Below are 24,162 nucleotides of genomic sequence, written 5' to 3'. Positions count from 1 at the left end.
TTTTTATTGCCTGCCTGCAAACCCCTCAGATACAAAAAGGCCCCGACTCAGAATGAGCCGGGGCCTTTGGTTGAAGCGCTACAACGGCTTAGCCGTTGAACACGTCATCCACGCTTTTCAGCGGGTAGTTCTTCGGATACGGCAGGGTCGCCACGCCGGTCTCGATCGCAGCCTTGGCTACGGCATCGGAGATCACGGTGATCAGACGGGCATCCATTGGTTTCGGGATGATGTACTCACGACCGAATTCCAGCTTGATGCCACCGTAGGCGTCGCACACTTCCTGAGGCACTGGCAGTTTGGCCAGTTCACGCAGGGCGTTGGCGGCAGCCACTTTCATTTCTTCGTTGATGCGCTTGGCGCGAACGTCCAGGGCACCACGGAAGATGAACGGGAAGCCCAGTACGTTGTTGACCTGGTTCGGGTAGTCCGAACGGCCGGTGGCCATGATCACGTCGTTGCGAGTGGCGTGCGCCAGTTCCGGGGAGATTTCCGGATCCGGGTTCGAGCATGCGAACACGATCGGGTTGGCCGCCATGGACTTCAGGCCTTCAGCGCTCAGCAGGTTCGGGCCGGACAGGCCAACAAACACGTCAGCACCTTCCAGTGCGTCAGCCAGGGTGCGCTTGTCGGTCGCGTGAGCGAAGACGGCCTTGTACTGGTTCAGGTCGTCACGGCCGGAGTGGATCACACCGGTACGGTCAACCATGTAGATGTTTTCGATGTTGGCGCCCATGCTCACCAGCAATTTCATGCAGGAGATGGCGGCAGCACCGGCGCCCAGGCAGACGATCTTGGCGTCAGCCAGGGTTTTGCCAGCGATTTCCAGGGCGTTGATCATGCCGGCAGCGGTCACGATCGCAGTACCGTGCTGGTCATCGTGGAATACCGGAATATCGCACTGCTCGATCAGAGCGCGTTCGATCTCAAAGCACTCAGGCGCCTTGATGTCTTCCAGGTTGATGCCACCGAAGGTGATGGAGATACGCTTGACGGTGTCGATGAAGGCTTGCGGGCTTTCGGAGTCGACTTCGATGTCGAACACGTCGATACCGGCGAAGCGTTTGAACAGAACACCTTTACCTTCCATCACTGGCTTGGAAGCCAATGGACCGAGGTTACCCAGACCCAGAATCGCGGTGCCATCGGAAATGACTGCAACCAGGTTGCCTTTGCCGGTGTATTTGTAGGCCAGTTCAGGATCGCGGGCGATTTCGCGTACTGGTTCGGCTACGCCGGGGCTGTAGGCCAGCGACAGGTCGCGGGCGGTAGCAGTGGCCTTGGTGAGCTCGACACTCAGCTTCCCTGGACGAGGATTGGCGTGATATTCGAGAGCGGCAGTTTTCAAATCAGACATGTGGGCATTCCGCTTTTTACTGTTGGACAGACGGACCGCCGAGGATACTCGTGTCGCAAAGTCCCCACAAGACTGACCAGTCACCCCTGTCAAGCGCCCTGCCCTACGACTTTGGGCCAAGAGCCACGGAATACAAGGGATAGACTGTTCACAATCTATAGAATAAATGTCTACAATTTTTCTTACGGTGCGACCTGCAACATCGCCGGATCGGTCAGCGGCAAAAGCCAGCGCGCCTGTCCGGGCTTCAGTCCGCCACGGCGCGAACGATCCACTACCCAGCCACGAGCCTCGATTTGCTTGCCTTTGAGCTTTTCCAACGATGCGCCATCGAATTGCCCCAGCATATTGGGTGCAACCCGCAATACAACTGAATCCTGCAACTCGATCCAAACCCCGCCACGATTGCGCTGAACCTTGCTCACACGACCACTGAGCACGGCGAAGCCAGACGCGTTGATCTGCTCCGCTTTCAGTACAGGTGACTGTCGCCACAGCCCGAGACCGGCCTGACGAGCGCTGCGTTCCGCCGCTTGCTGGCAGCCGACCAAATCGACGTTCGGTGCTACCGCCACTTGAAAACCGAGGCCTTCAGCAAGCATCTGCGCTTCGAGGTTGGCGCCATCGACGCTGTAGACATGGGCCAGGGTGCGACCGTAATGGTCCTTGCCTTCTTTACCCGGCAGCAAACCGACCCGCCCGTCGCTGGCGGCCACCAGGGCTTCCAGGCGTTTGCGCGCGGCCACGGCGAACGGCTCGTCGGAACGACCCTGCTTGCCCAGCTCCGGCGTGTTCAAACCAATCATGCGCACACTGCGGCCATCGCTCAGGCGCAAGGTGTCGCCATCCACCACCCGCTGCACCGCGACTGACGTCAGCCCGCTCGGCGCCGGGCAGAAGGCCTGGGCAGCGGAAAGCCAAATCGCAGACATAAAAAAGGCGCCCGCGAGGGACGCCTTTTTCATCAGCATGGAAAAACCGTAACGGCCTCCCAAGTTGATCGGCCTTAGGCCTTTTTCGCGCCGAAAGCACCGAAACGGTCTGCGAAACGCTGAACGCGGCCGCCAGTGTCCAGAGTCTTTTGCTTACCGGTGTAGAACGGGTGGCATTCGTTGCAAACGTCGATCGCCAGGGCTTTGCCGTAGGTCGAACGGGTTTCGAACTTGTTGCCGCAGCTGCAGGTAACAGCAACTGCTGGGTATTCTGGATGGATATCAGCTTTCATGGTGTATTCCTCAGGCTAGCGTGCCGCCACCCAACACTATTGTTGAATACCGCACGTAATTAGGCCGCGGATTCTACCAGACCTTTGCAAACACGCAAGCTGTCGTGGGTGCCCTCCATCAGGAAAGACTGTTCAATGTTGACGGCGTCTTTTAACGCCATGCTGCGTTGCTACTCCTCCCCATAGCGCGCTATGAGTCGTCGTAGCGCCTTGCCTGGCATTAAAATCCACTCGTCAACACTTGAACGCTTTCCTGATGGAGGACACAAATCCGACCGTCTGCTAGGCTCCCGGCCTTCGTCATCGCTCCCCTATCGAGAAAACAATCGCGTGCCCAACGCCATTCTGCGCCTCGCCCTGCCTTCGCCCCTGCGCCGCCTGTTCGACTATCGCGCCCCGGCCGGAGTCCTGCGCGCCCAGTTACACCCGGGCATGCGTTTGCGGGTGCCATTCGGCCGGCGGGAGATGATCGGAATTCTGGTGGAGATCACCGACCACAGCGAAGTCCCGACAGAAAAGCTCAAACCGGCGCTGGCCCTGCTCGATGCCGTACCGCCGCTGCCACCCGCGCTGTTCAAGTTGTGCCTGTGGACGTCCCAGTATTATCAGCACAGCCTCGGCGACACCTTGAGCTGGGCGCTGCCGGTATTGCTGCGTCAGGGTGAGCTGGCCGAAGCCCGCCAGGAGCGATTCTGGTCCGCCGCGCCCGGCGCCAGCCTCGATGACCCGCGCATCGCCCGCGCCCCGCGGCAGCGTGAAGCCTTGGCGACCCTGGCGCAACATCCCCACGGCGTCGCCCATCAGTTGCTGAGCAAACTGATGCTGAGCAAGGACAGCCTCGATCTGTTGCTGGCCAAGGATCTGGTGCAGGTAGACATCCGCAGGCACGCGCCCGGCGCTCGCCACGAACACTGGCTGGCACAACCGGAATTGCCGCTCAACCCGGAGCAGCGCGCCGCTTATGAAGCGATTCGCGCCGGGTTCGACAGTTATCACGCGTTCCTGCTGGCCGGCGTCACCGGCAGCGGCAAGACCGAAGTGTATTTGCAGCTGATCCGCGAAACCCTTGAGGCCGGCAAGCAAGCCCTGGTGCTGATCCCGGAGATCAACCTCGGCCCGCAAACCCTGGCGCGCTTCGAGCAGCGCTTCAATGCGCGCATCGCGCTGATCCATTCCGCCGTCAACGACCGCGAGCGCCTGGACGCCTGGCTAGCCGCGCGGGATGGCGAAGCCGACATTATTATCGGCACCCGTTCGGCGCTGTTCACGCCAATGAAGGACCCCGGCCTGATCATCATCGATGAAGAGCACGACGGCTCCTATAAACAGCAAGAAGGCCTGCGCTACCACGCCCGCGACCTGGCACTGGTTCGCGCCCGGCAGGAAAACATCCCGATTGTCCTCGGCTCCGCCACGCCTTCGCTGGAAAGCCTGCAGAACGCCTACACCGGCCGTTACGGCCTGCTGCGCCTGAATGAGCGCGCCGGTGGTGCCAAGCAACCGCGCTTCCTGCGCCTGGACGTGAAAAGTCGTCCACTGGACAGCGGCATTTCCGGGCCGATGCAGCAAGCCATCGGTCAGACGCTGGCCGCCGGCCAGCAGGTGCTGGTGTTCCTCAATCGCCGAGGGTTCGCCCCGACGCTGCTCTGCCACGATTGCGGCTGGATGTCCGAATGCCAGCGTTGCGACGCGCGAATGACCGTGCACCAGCGCTCGGGCGAATTGCGCTGCCATCATTGTGGCTACGTCGAGCGCGTGCCTCGGCATTGCCCAAAGTGCGGCAAAGTCGATTTGCGACCCGTGGGCGCCGGCACCGAGCGTGCCGAGGAACGCCTGGGGATTCTATTTCCGGACGTCCCGGTGCTGCGAGTCGACCGCGACAGTACTTCACGCAAAGACGCGATGAATCAGTTGTTCGCGACCATCCAGAAAGGCCAGCCGTGCATTCTGGTCGGCACACAGATGCTTGCCAAAGGGCACCACTTTCCTCGGGTGACACTGGTGTCGATTCTCGATGCCGACGGCGGGTTGTTCTCCGGCGACTTCCGCGCCAGCGAGCGCATGGCGCAGTTGATCGTCCAGGTCGCCGGACGCGCGGGCCGTGCCGAAGAGCCGGGCAAAGTGATCATCCAGACGCACCTGGCGGACCACCCGCTGCTGGTGCAACTGACCGAGCAGGGCTATTTCGCCTTTGCCGAACAGGCATTGAGCGAACGCCGCTCCGCCGGGTTGCCGCCATTTGCACATCTCGCGCTGCTGCGGGCCGAAGCGCATAAACCGGGGCAGGCCGAAGGCTTTCTGGATGAAGCGTGCAGCGAGGCCGAGCGACTGCTGGCCGAACAGCATCTGACCGGCATCGAGTTGCTGGGGCCCGTACCAGCGCCGATGGAGCGCCGGGCCGGACGTTATCGCGCGCAGTTGTTGCTACAAGCCACAGCCCGAGCGCCGCTGCATCGATTGTTGAGCAGTTGGCTGCTGGCATTGGAACAGATGCCGAGTGGGCGGGCGGTGCGTTGGTCTTTGGATGTAGACCCTGTGGATTTGTATTGATTGGAAGAATGCTTTCGCGAGCAAGCCCGCTCCCACAGGGGTTCGAGGTGGACGCTGAATATATGAACACCCGAGAACCCGTGTGGGAGCCGGGCTTGCCCGCGATAGCGGTCGAATAGTCACCACATATCCATAACCTGCCCGCTATAGTTGGCAAGCCCGTCTTCGCAACGGATAATGCCCAGTTTTTCCACCAGCGCACTGAAGCGCCGCCGCGCCTGCGGTCGAAAGAGAAGACCATGAAAGACACCATTCGCCAGCTGATCCAACAAGCCATCACCCAACTCGTCAACGAAGGTGTGTTGCCTGAAGGCCTGTCGCCGGCGATCCAGGTGGAAAACTCCCGTGACAAGACCCACGGCGACTTCGCCAGCAACATCGCGATGATGCTGGCCAAACCGGCCGGCATGAAGCCCCGTGACCTGGCCGAGAAAATCATCGCCGCGCTGCCGGCTGACGAAAACGTCTCCAAAGCCGAAATTGCCGGCCCTGGCTTCCTGAACTTCTTCCAGAACACTCAAGCCCTGGCGACCCGCCTGGACGCGGCCCTGGCCGACGACCACATCGGCGTACGCAAGGCCGGCCCGGTGCAGCGCACCGTAGTCGATCTGTCGGCCCCGAACCTGGCCAAAGAGATGCACGTCGGCCACTTGCGCTCGACCATCATCGGCGACGGCGTGGCCCGGGTGCTGGAGTTCCTCGGCGACACCGTGATCCGTCAGAACCATGTCGGCGACTGGGGCACCCAGTTCGGCATGCTGATGGCTTATCTGCAGGAAAACCCGATCACCAGCGACGAACTGTCGGACCTGGAAAACTTCTACCGCGCCGCCAAGCAACGCTTCGACGAATCCGAAGAGTTCGCCGACCGCGCCCGTGGCCTGGTGGTCAAGCTGCAAGCCGGCGACCCGGACTGCCTGGCCCTGTGGACCAAGTTCAAGGACATCTCGCTGTCCCACTGCCAGAAAATCTACGAACTGCTGAACGTCAAACTGACCATGGCCGACGTGATGGGTGAAAGCGCCTACAACGACGACCTGATCAACGTGGTCAACGATCTCAAGGCCAAAGGCATGCTGGTCGAGAGCAACGGTGCTCAATGCGTGTTCCTCGACGAGTTCAAGAACGCCGACGGCGAGCCGCTGCCGGTGATCATCGTCAAGGCCGACGGCGGCTACCTCTATGCCACCACCGACCTGGCGGCTGTGCGCTACCGCAGCGGCAAGCTCAAGGCCGATCGCGCGCTGTATTTCGTCGACCAGCGCCAGGCCCTGCACTTCCAGCAAGTGTTCGCCGTCGCCCGCAAGGCCGGCTTCGTGACCCATCCGATGGAAATGGAACACATGGGCTTCGGCACCATGAACGGCGCCGATGGCCGTCCGTTCAAGACCCGTGACGGCGGCACCGTGAAGCTGATCGACCTGCTGACCGAAGCCCAGGAACGCGCCTATACACTGGTGAAGGAGAAGAACCCGGAGTTGGCCGAAGACGAGTTGCGCAACATCGCCAAGGTTGTGGGCATTGGCGCGGTAAAGTACGCCGACCTGTCCAAGCACCGCACCAGCGACTACAGCTTCAACTTCGACCTGATGCTGAACTTCGAAGGCAACACTGCACCGTACCTGCTGTACGCCTACACCCGAGTGGCCGGCGTGTTCCGCAAACTTGGCAAGGACTTCAGCGAAGTCGAAGGACAAATCGTCCTTGAAGCGCCGCACGAACATGAGCTGGCGGCGAAACTGGCGCAGTTCGGCGAAATCCTGAATAACGTGTCCGACAAAGGCACGCCGCACATTCTTTGCACCTACCTGTACGATGTTGCCGGCCTGTTCTCCAGTTTCTACGAGAACTGCCCGATCCTCAGCGCCGACACCCCGGCGCAAATGCAGAGCCGTCTGCGCCTTGCTGCGTTGACCGGCCGCACTCTCAAGCAAGGCCTGGAACTCTTGGGTCTGGAAACTCTGGAGCGTATGTAAGTTGGCTGCCAAGAAAAAACCTGCACCCAAGCGTGGCGCCAGCCGTTACCAAGCTCCTGCAAAGCAACCGATCCCGGGCTGGCTGTGGATGGCCATCGGCCTGACGGTCGGCGCGTTCATTGTGTTCCTGATGAAGCTGGAGCCGGGCAAGGGCAGTGACAGCGTCAAGCGCGAGAAGGTCGAGCAACAGCAGAAAGCGACCAAGATCGCCGAAGCCAACAAGACCCCGCCGAGCCCGACGCAACCGGTGAAGCCGAAGTACGACTTCTACACCTTGCTGCCGGAATCGGAAGTGATCGTGCCGCCGGATGCGGTACCGGAGAAAACCCTGCCGACGCCACAAGTGCCGGCCGTGCCGACCACGCCGGTGACGCCTGCGGAAGCGGCGAAGATCGACACCGCCCGGGCTCAGGCGGCATTGGCCGGCATCACTCCGCCGCCAGCGCCACCGGTGGCTAAAGCGGCGCCAGTGACCAAGTTCTTCCTGCAGGCCGGTTCGTTCCGCAAGCAAGCCGATGCCGACAAGGTTCGGGCGCAGATCATCCTGCTGGGTCAGGCCGTGGCGGTTGAATCCGGCACGGTGAAGGACGAGACCTGGTACCGGGTGCTGGTCGGCCCGTTCAGCAACCGCGAACAACTGACCACCGCCCAGAAACAATTGGCGGGCAGTGGCTTCAGTAACCTGTTGTTACAACAACGCCAGAGCCGCTAATTTCGTCAAGGACACTGCGTCATCGTTCTTCGCGGGCAAGCCTCGCTCCTACAGGATCACGTAAATCTCTGTAGGAGCGAGGCTTGCCCGCGAAGGCGTCAGAACAGACAACACATTCATCTCTGCCCACCACCGCTCGTCCCCCGCCGCGTCCTACAGTTGAAAAACGCTCCACCACCCCCATATGAGTTGGCATAAGGCATTTTCGCCCCGCTGCGTGGAGACTCTCCCTTGACCACCATCGTTTCAGTTCGCCGCCACGGCAAAGTCGTCATGGGCGGCGACGGCCAGGTTTCGCTCGGTAATACCGTGATGAAAGGCAACGCGAAGAAAGTTCGCCGCCTGTACCACGGTCAGGTTATCGCCGGTTTTGCCGGGGCTACCGCTGACGCCTTCACCCTCTTCGAACGTTTTGAAGGCCAACTCGAAAAACATCAGGGCCACCTGGTTCGCGCCGCTGTCGAACTCGCCAAAGAATGGCGCACTGACCGCTCCCTCAGCCGCCTCGAAGCCATGCTCGCGGTCGCCAACAAGGATGCCTCTCTGATCATCACCGGCAACGGTGACGTGGTTGAGCCTGAAGAAGGCCTGATCGCCATGGGTTCCGGCGGCGGCTACGCCCAGGCTGCGGCCAGCGCGCTGTTGAAAAAGACCGACCTGTCGGCCCGGGAAATCGTCGAAACCGCTTTGGGCATCGCTGGCGACATCTGCGTGTTCACCAACCACAACATCACCATCGAGGAGCAGGATCTCGCTGAGTAAGCCTGTCTTGGCCTAGCGCCACGGCTCACTTTTGCTTGAGGACCGCCAATTACTATGCCCATGACCCCCCGTGAAATCGTCCACGAACTCAATCGCCATATCATCGGCCAGGACGATGCCAAACGCGCCGTCGCCATTGCCTTGCGCAACCGCTGGCGCCGGATGCAGCTGCCCGAAGAGCTGCGCGTCGAAGTCACCCCCAAGAACATTCTGATGATCGGCCCGACCGGCGTCGGTAAAACCGAGATCGCCCGTCGCCTGGCCAAACTCGCCAATGCGCCGTTCATCAAAGTCGAAGCGACCAAATTCACCGAAGTGGGTTATGTCGGCCGCGACGTCGAATCGATCATTCGTGATCTGGCGGACGCGGCGATCAAGCTGCTGCGCGAACAGGAAATGACCAAGGTTCGCCACCGCGCCGAAGACGCCGCCGAAGAGCGCATCCTCGACGCCTTGCTGCCACCGGCACGTATGGGTTTCAGCAACGAAGACGCCGCCCCGGCCCAGGACTCCAACACCCGCCAGCTGTTCCGAAAACGCCTGCGTGAAGGTCAGCTGGACGACAAGGAGATCGAAATCGAAGTCGCCGAAATCACCGGCGTCGATATCTCCGCGCCACCGGGCATGGAAGAAATGACCAACCAGTTGCAGAGCCTGTTCGCCAACATGGGCAAGGGCAAGCGCAAGAGCCGCAAGCTCAAGGTCAAGGAAGCGCTGAAACTGGTTCGCGACGAAGAGGCCGGTCGCCTGGTCAACGAAGAAGAGTTGAAGGCCAAGGCGCTGGAAGCTGTCGAACAGCACGGCATCGTGTTCATCGACGAAATCGACAAGGTCGCCAAACGCGGCAATACCGGTGGCGTCGACGTATCCCGTGAAGGCGTACAGCGCGACTTGCTGCCGCTGATCGAAGGCTGCACCGTCAACACCAAACTGGGCATGGTCAAGACCGACCACATCCTGTTCATCGCCTCCGGTGCGTTCCACCTGAGCAAGCCGAGCGATCTGGTGCCGGAACTGCAAGGTCGCCTGCCGATTCGGGTCGAACTCAAGGCCCTGAGCCCGGAAGATTTCGAACGCATCCTCAGTGAGCCGCATGCATCGCTCACCGAGCAGTATTGCGCGCTGCTGAAAACCGAAGGGCTGCTGATCGAGTTCCAGCCAAGCGGCATCAAGCGTATCGCCGAGATCGCCTGGCAGGTCAACGAGAAGACCGAGAACATCGGCGCCCGTCGTCTGCACACCTTGCTTGAGCGCCTGCTCGAAGAGGTGTCGTTCAGCGCCGGTGATCTGGCCAGCACTCACGAGGACAAGCCGATCCTGATCGATGCCGATTACGTTAACAGCCACTTGGGCGAATTGGCACAGAACGAAGACCTGTCCCGTTATATCCTGTAGGTCTCATTCTGTGTGAGCGGGCTTCTGTGGCGAGGGAGCTTGCTCCCGCTGGGTCGCGAAGCGGCCCCAAAGTCGGTGAATGCGGTTTATCTACAAGACCTCATTCGCCGGATTTACGACTGCTACGCAGCCGAGCGGGAGCAAGCTCCCTCGCCACAAATCACCCGCCGACACAGGGCCTTCATACAAACGGAAGATCGGCCCCATGACGACCCAACTCCCCACCGACATCAAACTGCACAAAGCCTCGAAAACCCTGACGCTCAAATACGCGTCCGGCGAGGAGTATCACCTGCCCGCAGAATTCCTTCGCGTGCACTCTCCTTCCGCCGAGGTCCAGGGCCACGGCAAACCTATCCTGCAATTTGGCAAGATCGGCGTAGGCCTGAGCAAGGTCGAACCAGCCGGTCAGTACGCACTGAAATTGACCTTCGACGACGGCCACGACAGCGGCCTGTTCACCTGGGAATATCTGTACCAGTTGGCGGTGCGCCAAGAGGATCTGTGGAACGATTATCTTGCCGAACTCAAAGCGGCTGGAAAGACCCGTGATCCGAACGAGTCGGTCGTCAAGCTGATGCTCTAGGTCAGGCCTCGAGGTATTTAGAGGGCATTTTCTAATTCCATCTGTTTGAATGCTTGGCTGCCGGGTCAACGATTGGCCCGCTTGCGAAAAAAATTAAACTCGGGTAACCAATGGAGCTGGCAAGTTCCGTGCAGTGCTCTCTGAACTGAAAAGCAGCTATGCAATCAACGGTCACCCGAGCAGTAGTACCTGGCGCATTGTGTGACTACACAGCTGGGCTCAGGTACTCGCCTCAGGACAATGGAGCGTCGTAGATGAGTAACAAGCAAAACGATGACCTGAAATTCCAGGCTTCAGAAAATACCTTGGGACTGAATCCTGTTGTTGGGCTGCGTAGAAAGGATCTACTGGGCTCTGCCCGAATGGTGCTGACCCAGGCCATCAGACAACCCATCCACAGTGCCAGGCACGTCGCCCATTTCGGCATCGAACTCAAGAACGTGCTGTTCGGAAAATCCGAGCTTCAACCGCAAAGCGACGACCGCCGTTTCCTCGACCCGGCCTGGAGCCAGAACCCTCTCTACAAACGTTATTTGCAAACTTATCTGGCGTGGCGCAAGGAGCTCCATACCTGGATCGATAAGAGCAATCTCTCGCCCAAGGACGTTGCTCGCGGGCATTTCGTGATCAACCTCATGACCGAAGCCATGGCCCCGACCAACACGGCAGCCAACCCGGCGGCGGTCAAACGCTTCTTCGAAACCGGTGGCAAAAGCCTGCTCGACGGCCTCTCCCATCTGGCCAAGGATCTGATCCATAACGGCGGCATGCCGAGCCAGGTCAACATGGGCGCGTTCGAAGTGGGCAAAAGCCTGGGCGTGACCGAAGGCGCGGTGGTCTTTCGCAACGACGTGCTGGAGCTGATCCAGTACAAGCCGATCACCGAGCAAGTGCATGAACGCCCACTGCTGGTGGTGCCACCGCAAATCAACAAGTTCTATGTTTTCGACCTCAGCCCGGACAAGAGCCTGGCGCGCTTCTGCCTGCGCAACAACGTGCAGACGTTCATCGTCAGCTGGCGCAACCCGACCAAGGAACAACGCGAGTGGGGTCTGTCGACCTACATCGAAGCGCTCAAGGAAGCGGTCGATGTAGTCACCGCGATCACCGGCAGCAAAGACGTGAACATGCTCGGCGCATGCTCCGGTGGTATCACCTGCACTGCCCTGCTGGGTCATTACGCAGCGATCGGCGAGAAGAAAGTAAACGCCCTGACACTGCTGGTCAGCGTGCTCGACACCACCCTCGACAGCGACGTCGCCCTGTTCGTCGACGAGCAGACCCTCGAAGCCGCCAAGCGCCACTCCTATCAGGCCGGCGTACTGGAAGGCCGCGACATGGCGAAAGTCTTCGCCTGGATGCGCCCCAACGACTTGATCTGGAACTACTGGGTCAACAACTACCTGCTGGGTAATGAGCCACCGGTCTTCGACATTCTGTTCTGGAACAACGACACCACTCGCCTCCCGGCTGCTTTCCACGGCGACCTGATCGAGATGTTCAAAAACAACCCACTGGTCCGCCCCAACGCACTGGAAGTGTGCGGCACACCGATCGACCTCAAACAGGTCGATGCCGACATCTTTTCCCTGGCCGGTACCAACGATCACATCACCCCGTGGAAGTCCTGCTACAAGTCGGCACAACTGTTCGGTGGCAAGGTCGAGTTCGTGCTGTCCAGCAGCGGACATATCCAGAGCATTCTGAACCCGCCCGGCAACCCGAAAGCACGCTACATGACCAGCACCGACATGCCGGTCAAGGCCGAGGACTGGATGGAAAACTCCACCAAGCACACCGACTCCTGGTGGCTGCATTGGCAGGCGTGGCAGGCCGAACGCTCGGGCAAACTGAAGAAGTCCCCCGCCAACCTTGGCAACAAGGCCTATCCCGCGGGTGAAGCGTCGCCGGGCACGTATGTGCACGAACGTTGAGCTTCAAACAACTCGCAGTCCGCGGCACTGGGAAGTGCCGCGATTGTTATTAATCAGCCTCGAGGCCAGCCTCGAACATTCTGCGACGGCCCGGGATGGCCCGATCAGCGTTTAAAACTACAGGGCTTCGTGCATGCCGCAACCGTTCGTATTCCGTACCGTCAACCTGGATGGCCAGACCCTCCGCACTGCGGTACGCCCCGGCAAGCCTCACTTGACGCCCTTGCTGATTTTCAACGGCATCGGCGCCAACCTGGAGCTGATATTTCCGTTCGTCCAAGCGCTGGATCCGGACCTGGAAGTCATCGCCTTCGACGTCCCCGGTGTCGGCGGCTCATCGACGCCCAGCCGGCCGTATCGCTTTTCGGGCCTGGCGAAACTGACGGCGCGAATGCTCGATTATCTCGATTACGGGCAGGTCAATGTGATCGGCGTGTCATGGGGTGGCGCCCTGGCGCAGCAATTTGCCTATGACTATCCCGAGCGCTGCAAGAAGCTGGTGCTGGCAGCCACGGCGGCCGGCACAGTGATGGTTCCGGGCAAGCCGAAAGTGCTGTGGATGATGGCCAGCCCGCGGCGCTACATCCAGCCATCCCATGTGATTCGCATCGCGCCGATGATCTATGGCGGCTCGTTCCGTCGCGATCCGACCCTGGCTGCCAGCCACGCCTCCAGAGTCCGTTCGGCAGGCAAACTGGGTTATTACTGGCAACTGTTCGCCGGTTTCGGCTGGACCAGCATTCACTGGCTGCACAAGATCCATCAACCGACCCTGGTGCTGGCCGGCGACGATGACCCGCTGATCCCGCTGATCAATATGCGCATGCTGGCCTGGCGAATTCCCAATGCCCAACTGCACATCATCGACGACGGGCATCTGTTCTTGATAACCCGGGCCGAGGCGGTGGCACCGATCATCATGAAGTTTCTCGAAGAGGAACGTCAGCGCGCAGTGATGCATCCGCATCCGGCGCCATCGGGCAATTGACCGGCTCCGGCTTTGGTTCAGGAAAAGAGCGTCGACAGGACGTCGTACCGCGCAACAATCCGCAACAACGTCTATGGTGATTTGTTCGGTGAGTTTGTTTTTGGCCTGATGACGAAGGAGTGTTGACTCATGCGCGACAAACCAGCGAAGGGCGCCTTGCCCACTCCCGCTGCATTCATCAACGCACAGAGTGCGGTTACCGGTCTGCGCGGCCGGGACTTGCTTTCAACCTTGCGCAGCCTGGCCGCCCACGGCCTGCGCAATCCAGTGTACACGGCCCGGCATGCCTTGAAGCTGGGCGGCCAACTTGGCCGCGTGTTGCTGGGTGAGACCCTGCACCCGGTCAATCCGCAAGACAGTCGCTTTGCCGATCCGACGTGGAGCCTCAACCCTTTTTATCGCCGCAGCTTGCAGGCCTACCTGAGTTGGCAGAAGGAGGTCAAAAACTGGATCGACGAGAGCAACCTGAGCCCGGACGACCGCGCCCGCGCCCACTTTGCATTTGCCTTGATCAACGACGCCGTGGCGCCGTCCAACACCCTGCTCAATCCGCTGGCGATCAAGGAGATCTTCAACTCTGGCGGCCACAGCCTGGTGCGAGGGATCGGCCATCTGCTCGACGACCTGCTGCACAATGATGGCTTGCCCAGACAAGTCACCAAACAAGCATTCGAGGTCGGCAAGACGGTCGCCACCACCACCGGTTCCGTGGTGTTTCGCAATGAATTGCTGGAGCTGATCCAGTACAAGCCGATGAGCGAAAAACAGTATTCCAAGCCGCTGCTGATCGTGCCGCCACAGATCAACAAGTTCTACATTTTCGATTTGAGCCCAAGCAACAGCTTCGTCCAGTTCGCCCTTAAAAACGGCTTGCAGACCTTCGTGATCAGCTGGCGCAATCCCGATGTGCGTCACCGCGAATGGGGGCTGTCGTCTTACGTCGAAGCCACCGAAGAAGCGATGAATGTGTGCCGGGCGATCACCGGTTCCCGCGACGTCAACCTGATGGGCGCCTGCGCCGGCGGGCTGACCATCGCCGCGCTGCAAGGGCACTTGCAGGCCAAGCGGCAGTTGCGGCGGGTATCCAGCGCGACCTATCTGGTCAGCCTGCTCGACAGTCAGATAGAAAGCCCGGCCACCCTCTTCGTCGACGAACAGACGCTGGAAGCGGCCAAGCGTCGCTCGTATCAGAAGGGTGTTCTGGAAGGTAGCGACATGGCCAGGGTTTTTGCCTGGATGCGTCCCAACGATTTGATCTGGAATTACTTCGTCAATAACTACCTGCTGGGCAAGGAGCCCCCGGCGTTCGACATCCTCTACTGGAACAATGACAACACGCGCCTGCCGGCAGCGTTTCATGGCGACCTGCTGGACTTCTTCAAGCACAACCCGCTGAATCATCCGGGCGGGCTGGAAGTGTGCGGCACTCCGATCGACCTGCAGAAAGTCACCGTCGACAGTTTCAGCGTGGCTGGCATGAACGATCACATCACCCCGTGGGATGCGGTGTATCGCTCGACCTTGCTGCTGGGTGGCGAGCGGCGCTTCGTGCTGTCGAGCAGCGGTCATGTGCAGAGCATTCTTAACCCGCCTCACAACTCGAAAGCCAACTACGTCGAAAACCCGAAACTGAGCAGTGACCCGCGGGCCTGGTATTACGACGCCAAACGCGTCGACGGCAGTTGGTGGACACAATGGCTGAGCTGGATTCAGGAACGCTCCGGCACTCAACACGAAACCCTGATGACCCTTGGCAACCAGAACTATCCACCGATGGAGGCGGCGCCCGGTACTTACGTGCGCGTGCGCTGACGTTCAATGAACCACGGCCGCCAATGGCCGTGGCCTGACTCGACCATTAAGAAGACTGGATGAAAACCCGCGACCGGATTCTCGAATGTGCCCTGCAGTTGTTCAATCAGAAGGGCGAACCGAACGTGTCCACCATGGAGGTGGCCAACGAAATGGGCATCAGCCCCGGCAACCTCTACTACCACTTCCACGGCAAGGAGCCGCTGATCCTGGGGCTGTTCGAACGCTTCCAGACCGAACTGACGCCCTTGCTCGATCCACCGTCCGATGTGGAATTGGCACCCGAAGATTACTGGCTGTTCCTGCACCTGATCGTCGAACGCCTGGCCCAATACCGGTTTCTGTTCCAGGACTTGTCGAACCTTGCCGGCCGCCTGCCGAAACTGGCCAAGGGGATACGCAACTTGCTCAATGCGTTGAAGCGCACACTGGCTTCATTGCTGGCGCAGTTGAAGGCTCAGGGGCAGTTGGTCAGCGACACCCAGGCGCTGGGGCAACTGGTGGAACAAATCACCATGACATTGCTGTTCTCGCTGGACTATCAGCGGATTCTCGACCGTGAAGGTGAAGTACGACTGGTGGTGTATCAGATCATGATGCTGGTGGCGCCGCACTTGTTGCCGCCGGTCAAAGTCGCGACCGAGCGGTTGGCGTTACAGTATCTGGAAGAACACGACTAACCCTGTGGGAGCGGGCTTGCTCGCGAAAGTGGTGCATCATTCAACATTGATCTCGACTGACACGCCGCTTTCGCGAGCAAGCCCGCTCCCACAGTAGATCTGTGGTGCTATTTAGAATGTATCCGCAAACAAAAACGCCCGACCTTTACAGGCCGGGCGTTTTTTTGAGTCCTGAAAATCAGGACTGACTGGTTGGCGCCGATGGAGTCGGTGCGACAGTCGGGGTTACAGCAGGGGTCGGCGCAGCAGCGGAGTTCGCCGGACTGACCGGGGTTGCCGGTTTGGCGGCAGCCACTGCTGGTTTCGGAGCGGCCGCTTTCGGGGCTGCCGGTTTTTTCACTGCTGGCTTCTTCACAGCAGCGGGTTTGGCCGCTGCGGTTTTAGCTGCTGGTTTTGCTGCTGGTTTAGCGGCAGGTTTTGCAGCAGGTTTAGCGGCCGCTTTGGCAGCAGGTTTCGCAGCAGCAGTTTTGGCTGCTGGCTTGGCTGCCGGTTTGGCGGCAGGTTTCGCTGCGGCCTTGGCCAATGGTTTGGCAGCGCTTTTAGCTGCCGGTTTGGCCGCTGCGGTTTTCGCCGCAACAGGCGCAACCTTGGCACCGGTGAGTTTTTCGATTTGCTTGGTCAGGGTGTCGACCTTGCTGTGCAGTGCCTTGACCTCATTGCGGCTCGGTACACCCAGGCGCGAAATGGCGCTGTTCAGGCGCTTGTCGAAAGCCCCTTCCAGTTCATCCCACTTGCCCAGTGCGCGATCTTTCACGCCGCTGATGCGCGACTTGGCCGACGAAGCGGAGTCCTTGGCAGCATCGACAGTCTTGCCGACAGCGCTCTTGGTGAGCTTCTCGGCTTTCTCGCCGTCCTTAACCAATGCATCGAAGAGTTTGCTGCCGTCAGTATCAATCTTCGAGTACACGCCTAAACCAGCCAGCCAGATCTTGCGGGAGTAGTCTTCGACCTTCCCGATCCACGAGCTGCTTTCTTTTTCAGTATTCTTTTTGCCAGCCATCCCGTTCTCCTTAAGATTTACGCGCGACACGTTCGAGCAATGCTGTCAGCTCATCGAGCTTAGCAGAGAGTGTCTCCACGTCATGTTTAGACGGAATGCCGATACGATTCAAGGCACTTGCGATACGCGTATCGAAAGCCTTCTCGACTTTGTCGAGTTGAAGTTCGACTTTGCCTTTGAAAGTACTCACTTCATTCTTGGCTTCATCGATCTCGGCATTAGCCGCTTCAAGTTTCTCAGCAACTACTTTTTTACCTTTCTTTTCAACAGCTTGACCAGCCTTGATCAACTCTTGAACGTACTCGCTACCCTCTTGACCGACCTTGGTGTAAGCACCCAGGCCCGCCAGCCAGATCTTGCGGGCATACGATCTGACGTCGTTCAGAGTGTTGGTCTCAACGTCGACTTTTTTCTTCACAATAACTTTGGCCATGGTCCACCTCACGCGCAGAAGGGTTGAGGAACTGCCCGCGAAAGTGTCGGGCTCAGGCACAAAGTAGGGAGAAAAATTAGAAACGGCACCCTAACAACCGCAACAATTGCGTGCCGTGGAATACCTGTAGGAGCGAAGCTTGCTCGCGAAGGGGCCGGTCCATCCGCACCATCTTCGATGGCAGAAACTCTGCCTTCGCGAGCAAGCTTCGCTCCTACGGGTCGTCATCACGCGAGGGCTTTGTCGAGGGCCCTTTCGATTTCCGATTTGATGGTGCCGCTCATGGCAGACATCAACAGCCCCAGTTCGACATCGACCCTGATCGAATCCTCGCCCACATGCACCGCCCCTTTCACACCGGAGCGCTTGAGGTTCAGCGTGTCGCCAGACCACTGTGGCTCCAGGCCATATTGATCGGACAGTTTCTGCGCCAACTTGTCGGCCTTCTCGCGGGCCGCTTCCTTACCCAGGCCATGGGCACGCTCAACACTAATATGGGCCATCGAATGACTCCTGCTTTATGGACACTTCCTGAAGCATCTTGACCGTTACTGCGTCAAAACGTCCCGGTTTCTCTCTATCTTACCTTCAGCCTTGCCAAGACAAAGCAAGCCACCGGGATTAGAATGTCGCGCATTCTCTTTTGGTGACAGCGATATGACTGATCAGCGCAAAGGCAGCGATGCCGAACCCACCACTCACTTCGGCTTCAAAAACGTTCCGGAAAGCCAGAAAGCGGAAAAAGTCGCTGAGGTTTTCCACTCGGTAGCCGCCAAGTACGACCTGATGAACGACCTCCTGTCGGGCGGCATGCACCGTCTGTGGAAGCGTTTCGCGATCGAACTATCGGGCGTGCGTGCCGGTAACCGTGTGCTGGACATCGCCGGCGGCACTGGCGACCTGACCAAAAAGTTTTCGCATCTTGTGGGACCGACTGGTCAGGTAGTGTTGGCCGACATCAACGAATCCATGCTCAAGGTCGGTCGTGACCGCCTGCTGGATCTGGGTGTGTCCGGCAACGTCGAATTCGTCCAGGCCGATGCTGAAAAGCTGCCGTTCCCGGACAACCACTTCGACTGTGTGACCATCGCTTTCGGTCTGCGCAACGTGACGCATAAAGAAGATGCCCTGCGCTCGATGCTGCGCGTGCTCAAGCCCGGCGGTCGTCTGCTGGTGCTGGAGTTCTCCAAACCCACCAACGCACTGATGTCCAAAGCCTACGATGCCTATTCGTTCGCCTTCATGCCGTTGATGGGCAAGCTGATCACCAATGATTCGGAAAGCTATCGCTACCTGGCCGAATCGATCCGCATGCACCCGAACCAGGAAACCCTGAAGTCGATGATGGTCGAGGCCGGTTTCGACCGCGTGACCTACCACAACATGACCGCAGGCATCGTCGCCCTGCACCGCGGCATCAAACCCTGATGTTGCTGGCCGGCCTGCTCGCCAGCGTTGAACTCGGTCTGAACCGGGTGCTGCGTCTCGACAGCACGGCGCTGCCGCGGCTGGCGCATTTGAGTGGCAAGGTCATTGCCGTCGACTGCCGTAGCCCGGCACTGCAATTGTTCATCCTGCCCAGCGACGAAGGTTTGATGCTGGCGTCCCACTGGGAAACCGGTGCCGACTGCACCTTGCGCGCACCGGCCTCAAGCCTGCTGAAACTGGCGACGAGCAAAGACAAGACTTCCGTGCTGCATGGCCCGGAAGTCGAACTCGACGGCGACAGCGGCGTGCTGCTGGAACTGGCTGCGATCCTGCAGGACCTTGAACTGGATTGGGAGTACGAACTCTCGCGCTGGCTGGGACCGGTGGCCACGCAACTGGTCGGCGGTCACCTGCGCAGTCGCGCACGCTGGTATCAGCAAGGGTTCGCCAGCCTCAACCAGAACCTGGGCGAGTACCTGGCCGAAGAATCACGCACCCTCGTCGGTCAGCGCGAAGCCGAAGCCCGTTTCAGTGAACTGGACCAGATCAAGCTCAATCTGGAACGTCTCGAGGCGCGTTTCGAGCGCCTTTCCCGATCCCTCGACCCAAGCGATAACGCATGAAGCTGCTTGCCGTCCGCCGTTTGTTGCGCATCCAGCGCGTCGTGATCCGTTACCGCCTCGATGACCTGCTGTTCGCCCTGCCATTGCCCTGGTTTCTGCTGGCGCTGCGCTATGCATTGCCGTGGCGCTGGTTCCCGCGCAAGCCCCTGGACCTGAGCCGAGGCGCACGATTGCGCCTGGCGTTGCAGGACCTCGGGCCGATTTTCATCAAGTTCGGCCAGATTCTCTCGACGCGCCGCGACTTGCTGCCTGAAGACATCGCCGATGAATTGATGATGTTGCAGGACCGCGTACCGCCGTTCGACTCGCAAGTGTCGGTCCGGCTGATCGAGGAGCAGCTCGGCAAGAAGATCAATGAAGTCTTCTCACGTTTTGACGTCGAACCGTTGGCCTCGGCCTCGGTGGCGCAGGTGCATGCCGCGCAGCTGAAAACCGGTGAAGAAGTAGTGGTCAAGGTGATCCGCCCGGGCCTCAAGCCGGTGATTGCCCAGGACCTGGCATGGCTGTTCATTCTTGCCCGCGCCGCGGAAAAACTCTCGGCCGACGCCCGTCTGCTACACCCGGTGGACGTGGTCAGTGATTACGAAAAAACCATCTACGACGAACTCGACCTGCTGCGCGAAGCCGCCAACGCCAGCCAGTTGAAGCGCAACTTCGACGGTTCGCCGCTGCTGTATGTGCCGCAAGTCTATTGGGACTGGTGCCGACCGAAAGTGCTGGTGATGGAGCGCATCTACGGGATTCAGGTCACCGACCTCGCGACCCTGGCCGACCAGCGCACCGACATGAAAATGCTCGCCGAGCGTGGCGTGGAGATCTTCTTCACCCAGGTGTTCCGCGACAGTTTCTTCCACGCCGACATGCACCCCGGCAACATTTTCGTCAGCACCGTGCAGCCCTGGAGCCCGCAGTACATCGCCATCGACTGCGGCATCGTCGGCAGCCTGACCCCGGAAGACCAGGACTATCTGGCGCGCAACCTGTTCGCGTTCTTCAAGCGTGACTACCGGCGTGTCGCGCAATTACACATCGACTCGGGCTGGGTACCGGCAGAAACCAAACTCAACGAATTCGAAGCGGCGATCCGCACGGTGTGCGAACCGATCTTCGAAAAACCTTTAAAAGATATTTCCTTTGGTCAGGTGCTGATGCGCCTGTTCCAGACCGCTCGACGCTTCAACATGGAAGTGCAACCGCAGTTGGTCTTGCTGCAAAAAACCCTGTTGAACATCGAAGGCCTGGGTCGTCAGTTGTACCCGGACCTCGATCTGTGGAACACCGCCCAGCCGTTCCTCGAACGCTGGATGCGCGAGCGCGTCAGCCCCAAAGCCTTGCTGGGCAACGTGCAGAGCCAGTTCGAGCAACTCCCGCACCTGGCCAACATGGCCCGCGACCTGCTTGAGCGCATGTCCCAACCCCACGCCAACGACCCGCCGCCTCCGTGGCACCGGCGCAAGGACGACGTGTTCCTGCGCCTGCTCGGTACCGCTCATCTGGCGGGTGGCACGATACTCGCCGCCGGTGGCCCGTTGCACGAACTGGGGCATTGGCCCGCCGGAATCATGGTGGCGATCGGCTTGTATCTGGTCGTTCGCCGATAGCCAGTTGGATCATCGGCTGGCACACTGTTTGAACGCTGAATTTGAACATTGGCCTCAACTATTGAAGTAGAGCCCGCTGTCGGAGTCGAAGATGAAAAACTGGCTGGACGAGATCAAGTGGGACGCCGATGGACTGGTGCCGGCGATTGCCCAGGATCACAAGACCGGACGCGTCCTGATGATGGCCTGGATGAACCGTGAAGCACTGCAATTGACCGCCGCCGAGAACCGTGCCATTTACTGGTCACGTTCCCGTGGCAAGCTGTGGCGCAAGGGCGAAGAGTCCGGCCACGTGCAAACCCTGCATGAGATGCGCCTGGACTGTGACGCTGACGTGATCATCCTGATGGTCGAGCAGATCGGCGACATCGCCTGCCATACCGGCCGTCAGAGCTGCTTCTATCGCGTCTTCGAGAACGGCGACTGGAAAACCGTCGACCCGGTTCTCAAAGACCCGCACGCCATCTACTCCGCAGGACATACCCATGAGTGACACTTTGACCCGTCTGGCCCAGGTGCTGGAAGAGCGCAAAGGCGCCGCCGCCGACAGCTCGTATGTCGCCAGCCTGTACCACAAAGGCTTGAACAAGATTCTGGAAAAAGTCGGCGAAGAGTCGGTCGAAACCATTATCGCCGCCAAGGATGCCGCCATCAGCGGTGACTGCAGCGATGTGATCTACGAGACCGCCGACCTGTGGTTCCACAGCATGGTCATGCTCGCCCAGTTGGGGCAACATCCACAGGCTGTGCTCGATGAACTGGACCGTCGCTTCGGTCTGTCCGGACACGTCGAGAAAGCCTCGCGTCCGTCCGCCTGAATAGTTATTAGAGAGGAATGCAACATGGGCATTTTTGACTGGAAACACTGGATCGTCATCCTGGTTGTCGTGGTGCTGGTGTTCGGCACCAAGAAACTGAAAAATCTCGGCACTGACGTCGGCGAGTCGATCAAGGGCTTTCGCAAGGCCATGAACGACGAAGAGAAACCGGCCGACCCGACTGCGACTCCGGCCCAACCGGTTCCGCCGACCCAGCCACAGGCCACAACGTCTGTGAACCCGCCGCACACCATCGACGTGCAGGCGCAAAAAGTCGAAGAGCCGATCCGCAAAGACTCGTGAGCACTGACTAATGTTTGGTATCAGCTTCTCTGAACTGCTGCTCGTCGGCCTCGTCGCCCTGCTGGTGCTGGGCCCCGAGCGCCTGCCGGGTGCTGCGCGCACCGCTGGCCTGTGGGTCGGGCGGCTGAAGCGCAGCTTCAACGCGATCAAACAGGAAGTTGAACGTGAAATCGGTGCCGACGAAATTCGCCGGCAACTGCACAACGAGCACATTCTGTCCCTGGAGCAGGAGGCGCGGAAGATTTTCACGCCGACCCAGCAGGAGCCAACGCCGGTGGAACCTGTGGCGACGCCGACGATTCATGCGCCAACAGCTGAAGTCACACCGGCGGTTGCAGCTGCTGAACCTGCGCCTGCCAGCCCAGTAGAACCTGTTGCTCCTGCCGCTGCGCCGACAACCCCGGCGCCTCACGACACCACTTTGCCGCCGCGAGCCCCATGAGCGATCTCCCCGAAAACGACCAGCACATGCCACTGGTCTCGCACCTCACCGAGTTGCGCACCCGTCTGCTGCGCTGTGTAGCGGCGATTTTCATCATCTTCGCCGGGTTGTTCGCCTTCACCCAGCAGATCTACACCTTCGTCTCCACGCCGTTGCGCCAGTACCTGCCGGCCGGCGCGACGATGATCGCCACCGACGTGTCGTCGCCGTTCCTGACGCCGCTGAAGCTGACCATGATGGTCTCGCTGTTCCTGGCAATCCCGGTGATCCTGCATCAGATCTGGGGGTTCATCGCGCCAGGCCTGTACAAGCATGAGAAGCGCATCGCCGTGCCGTTGCTGGTCTCCAGCATCCTGCTGTTCTACACCGGCATGGCCTTCGCCTATTTCCTCGTGTTCCCGCTGATCTTCAAGTTCTTCGCCGCTGCCACCCCGGCCGGCGTGGAAATGATGACCGACATCACCAGCTACCTCGATTTCGTCATGACACTGTTCTTCGCCTTCGGCGTGGCGTTCGAGATCCCGGTGGCCGTGGTGCTGCTGGTGTGGATCGGCGTGGTCAACGTCGCCTACCTGAAGAAAATCCGCCCGTACGTGGTCATCGGCTGCTTCGTGGTCGGCATGATCCTGACGCCGCCGGACATCTTCTCGCAGACGCTGTTGGCCGTACCAATGTGGTTGCTGTTCGAGATCGGCGTCCTGTTCGGCGGCCTGATCAGCAAGCGCGGCGAGCACCCGGACGAAAAGCCGGCTGACGATCACAACGACCAGCCGCCAGCGACCCAAGCGTGAACCTGCTGCTCCTTGAGGAGGCCGATTTCATTGCGGCCGACCGGGCGATCCTGCGCGATCGCCGCTTGACCCATATGCAGGAAGTCCACCGCTGTGAAGTGGGTGACAGCATGCGCGTCGGGCGTATTGGTGGGCTGATGGGCGCCGCCGAAGTGCTGCGCCTGGACGCCGACGAAGCCGAGTTGCGCGTCACCCTCGACCAGCCGCCGCCAGCCAAGCTGCCACTGACCCTGGTGTTGGCCCTGCCACGCCCGAAAATGCTCCGCAGGGTGTTCCAGACCGTGGCCGCCATGGGTGTGCCGCGAATCGTTCTGGTAAACAGCTATCGCGTCGAGAAGAGCTTCTGGCAAACCCCGTTCCTCGAACCTGAGGCTATTCGCGAGCAATTGATCCTGGGGCTTGAACAAGCCCGGGACAGCGTGCTGCCGGAAGTCGTCATCGAAAAGCGCTTCAAACCTTTTGTCGAAGATCGCCTGCCAGCAATCACTGAAGGCACTCTCGGCCTGGTCGGTCATCCCGGCAATTACCCGCCCTGCCCCCGTGGCCTGGACGAACCCGTGACCCTGGCCATCGGCCCCGAAGGCGGCTGGATTCCTTACGAAATCGACCTGCTGGCCAAGGCCGGCCTGCAACCGGTGCAGCTCGGCGAGCGCATCCTGCGGGTCGAAACCGCCGTCACTGCACTGCTCTCGCGTTTGTTCTGACCCAGACACTTACCCTCGCCACAGGTGTTTGCTCACCTACAG

The 24,162-nt window shown here is 59.9% G+C and carries 25 protein-coding genes; 19 read left to right on the top strand and 6 right to left on the bottom strand.

All coding sequences use genetic code 11. From position 1 onward, the window contains the following. Positions 1–88: 88 nt before the first annotated feature. From AC30D7_RS19760 to rpmE, 3 genes are all read right to left on the bottom strand, one after another. The gene (locus tag AC30D7_RS19760; protein WP_019581853.1) at positions 89–1,357 is read right to left on the bottom strand and encodes a malic enzyme-like NAD(P)-binding protein; all 1,269 of its coding nucleotides are present in this window, start codon (positions 1,355–1,357) and stop codon (positions 89–91) included. 182 nt (positions 1,358–1,539) lie between these two features. Beyond that, positions 1,540–2,328, bottom strand: a complete 789-nt coding sequence (locus AC30D7_RS19755) for a thermonuclease family protein (RefSeq protein WP_490135168.1) — start codon at positions 2,326–2,328, stop codon at positions 1,540–1,542. 35 nt (positions 2,329–2,363) lie between these two features. Continuing rightward, positions 2,364–2,582: a 50S ribosomal protein L31 gene (gene rpmE / locus AC30D7_RS19750; protein WP_018929146.1), complete on the bottom strand. Its 219-nt coding sequence runs from the start codon at positions 2,580–2,582 to the stop codon at positions 2,364–2,366. Positions 2,583–2,912: 330 nt separating this feature from the next. On the opposite strand from rpmE, the gene AC30D7_RS19745 reads away from it, so the two are divergent. From AC30D7_RS19745 to AC30D7_RS19700, 10 genes are all read left to right on the top strand, one after another. Further along, complete coding sequence (locus tag AC30D7_RS19745; RefSeq protein ID WP_490135167.1) at positions 2,913–5,132, top strand: primosomal protein N'; 2,220 nt, start codon at positions 2,913–2,915, stop codon at positions 5,130–5,132. A gap of 239 nt (positions 5,133–5,371) precedes the next feature. Beyond that, positions 5,372–7,108 carry an arginine--tRNA ligase gene (argS, locus tag AC30D7_RS19740; protein WP_433784861.1) on the top strand — a complete coding sequence of 579 codons (1,737 nt, stop codon included), beginning with the start codon at positions 5,372–5,374 and terminating at the stop codon, positions 7,106–7,108. 1 nt (position 7,109) lies between these two features. Further along, positions 7,110–7,820 (top strand): SPOR domain-containing protein, encoded by a 711-nt coding sequence (locus AC30D7_RS19735; protein ID WP_007936813.1) that lies wholly within the window; start codon positions 7,110–7,112, stop codon positions 7,818–7,820. A gap of 231 nt (positions 7,821–8,051) precedes the next feature. Then, the gene (hslV, locus tag AC30D7_RS19730) at positions 8,052–8,582 is read left to right on the top strand and encodes an ATP-dependent protease subunit HslV (protein WP_007936812.1); all 531 of its coding nucleotides are present in this window, start codon (positions 8,052–8,054) and stop codon (positions 8,580–8,582) included. 54 nt (positions 8,583–8,636) lie between these two features. Next, positions 8,637–9,977: an ATP-dependent protease ATPase subunit HslU gene (gene hslU / locus AC30D7_RS19725; protein WP_490135166.1), complete on the top strand. Its 1,341-nt coding sequence runs from the start codon at positions 8,637–8,639 to the stop codon at positions 9,975–9,977. Positions 9,978–10,182: 205 nt separating this feature from the next. After that, the gene (locus tag AC30D7_RS19720; protein WP_018929151.1) at positions 10,183–10,563 is read left to right on the top strand and encodes a gamma-butyrobetaine hydroxylase family protein; all 381 of its coding nucleotides are present in this window, start codon (positions 10,183–10,185) and stop codon (positions 10,561–10,563) included. Positions 10,564–10,817: 254 nt separating this feature from the next. Continuing rightward, a complete protein-coding gene (gene phaC / locus AC30D7_RS19715) occupies positions 10,818–12,497 on the top strand; it encodes a class II poly(R)-hydroxyalkanoic acid synthase (RefSeq protein WP_490135165.1) in 1,680 nt (559 codons plus the stop codon). A 133-nt stretch (positions 12,498–12,630) separates the two neighbouring features. Then, positions 12,631–13,485, top strand: coding sequence for a poly(3-hydroxyalkanoate) depolymerase (phaZ, locus tag AC30D7_RS19710; RefSeq protein ID WP_490135164.1), 855 nt, complete (start codon positions 12,631–12,633; stop codon positions 13,483–13,485). A 129-nt stretch (positions 13,486–13,614) separates the two neighbouring features. Continuing rightward, a complete protein-coding gene (gene phaC, locus AC30D7_RS19705) occupies positions 13,615–15,297 on the top strand; it encodes a class II poly(R)-hydroxyalkanoic acid synthase (RefSeq protein ID WP_490135163.1) in 1,683 nt (560 codons plus the stop codon). A 59-nt stretch (positions 15,298–15,356) separates the two neighbouring features. Continuing rightward, positions 15,357–15,977 (top strand): TetR/AcrR family transcriptional regulator, encoded by a 621-nt coding sequence (locus AC30D7_RS19700; protein ID WP_019581845.1) that lies wholly within the window; start codon positions 15,357–15,359, stop codon positions 15,975–15,977. A gap of 178 nt (positions 15,978–16,155) precedes the next feature. On the opposite strand, the gene AC30D7_RS19695 is transcribed toward AC30D7_RS19700, so the two are convergent. From AC30D7_RS19695 to AC30D7_RS19685, 3 genes are all read right to left on the bottom strand, one after another. Beyond that, positions 16,156–16,977, bottom strand: a complete 822-nt coding sequence (locus AC30D7_RS19695) for a phasin family protein (RefSeq protein WP_490135162.1) — start codon at positions 16,975–16,977, stop codon at positions 16,156–16,158. Positions 16,978–16,987: 10 nt separating this feature from the next. After that, positions 16,988–17,410, bottom strand: coding sequence for a phasin family protein (locus tag AC30D7_RS19690; protein WP_018929157.1), 423 nt, complete (start codon positions 17,408–17,410; stop codon positions 16,988–16,990). A 227-nt stretch (positions 17,411–17,637) separates the two neighbouring features. After that, entirely contained in the window at positions 17,638–17,913 is a 276-nt protein-coding gene (locus tag AC30D7_RS19685; protein WP_018929158.1) for a polyhydroxyalkanoic acid system family protein, read from the bottom strand. Positions 17,914–18,067: 154 nt separating this feature from the next. Here AC30D7_RS19685 and ubiE point away from each other — a divergent pair, with 154 nt between their 5' ends. The 9 genes from ubiE (at position 18,068) to AC30D7_RS19640 (ending at position 24,120) form a co-directional block, all read left to right on the top strand. Then, positions 18,068–18,838 carry a bifunctional demethylmenaquinone methyltransferase/2-methoxy-6-polyprenyl-1,4-benzoquinol methylase UbiE gene (gene ubiE, locus AC30D7_RS19680; protein ID WP_007936800.1) on the top strand — a complete coding sequence of 257 codons (771 nt, stop codon included), beginning with the start codon at positions 18,068–18,070 and terminating at the stop codon, positions 18,836–18,838. Further along, on the top strand, positions 18,838–19,461 hold the full coding sequence (locus AC30D7_RS19675; RefSeq protein WP_490135161.1) for a ubiquinone biosynthesis accessory factor UbiJ: 624 nt from the start codon (positions 18,838–18,840) through the stop codon (positions 19,459–19,461). The genes ubiE and AC30D7_RS19675 overlap by 1 nt, the downstream gene beginning before the upstream one ends. Beyond that, a complete protein-coding gene (gene ubiB / locus AC30D7_RS19670) occupies positions 19,458–21,062 on the top strand; it encodes a ubiquinone biosynthesis regulatory protein kinase UbiB (RefSeq protein ID WP_028939613.1) in 1,605 nt (534 codons plus the stop codon). Before AC30D7_RS19675 ends, ubiB begins: the two co-directional genes overlap by 4 nt. Positions 21,063–21,153: 91 nt before the next feature. After that, positions 21,154–21,555 (top strand): phosphoribosyl-AMP cyclohydrolase, encoded by a 402-nt coding sequence (hisI, locus tag AC30D7_RS19665; protein ID WP_007936797.1) that lies wholly within the window; start codon positions 21,154–21,156, stop codon positions 21,553–21,555. Then, positions 21,548–21,880, top strand: coding sequence for a phosphoribosyl-ATP diphosphatase (locus tag AC30D7_RS19660; RefSeq protein WP_003220849.1), 333 nt, complete (start codon positions 21,548–21,550; stop codon positions 21,878–21,880). The genes hisI and AC30D7_RS19660 overlap by 8 nt, the downstream gene beginning before the upstream one ends. A gap of 24 nt (positions 21,881–21,904) precedes the next feature. Then, on the top strand, positions 21,905–22,183 hold the full coding sequence (locus tag AC30D7_RS19655) for a twin-arginine translocase TatA/TatE family subunit (protein WP_018929163.1): 279 nt from the start codon (positions 21,905–21,907) through the stop codon (positions 22,181–22,183). Positions 22,184–22,193: 10 nt separating this feature from the next. Continuing rightward, complete coding sequence (tatB, locus tag AC30D7_RS19650; RefSeq protein ID WP_028939612.1) at positions 22,194–22,625, top strand: Sec-independent protein translocase protein TatB; 432 nt, start codon at positions 22,194–22,196, stop codon at positions 22,623–22,625. After that, positions 22,622–23,416: a twin-arginine translocase subunit TatC gene (gene tatC / locus AC30D7_RS19645; protein ID WP_019581837.1), complete on the top strand. Its 795-nt coding sequence runs from the start codon at positions 22,622–22,624 to the stop codon at positions 23,414–23,416. The genes tatB and tatC overlap by 4 nt, the downstream gene beginning before the upstream one ends. Next, positions 23,413–24,120 (top strand): 16S rRNA (uracil(1498)-N(3))-methyltransferase, encoded by a 708-nt coding sequence (locus AC30D7_RS19640; RefSeq protein WP_018929166.1) that lies wholly within the window; start codon positions 23,413–23,415, stop codon positions 24,118–24,120. The genes tatC and AC30D7_RS19640 overlap by 4 nt, the downstream gene beginning before the upstream one ends. Positions 24,121–24,162 lie beyond the last annotated feature (42 nt).

The sequence above is a fragment of the Pseudomonas sp. DF5 genome (assembly GCF_058148225.1).
Note: the sequence above shows the minus strand (reverse complement) of the source record. Positions and strands in the feature narration are given on the sequence as shown.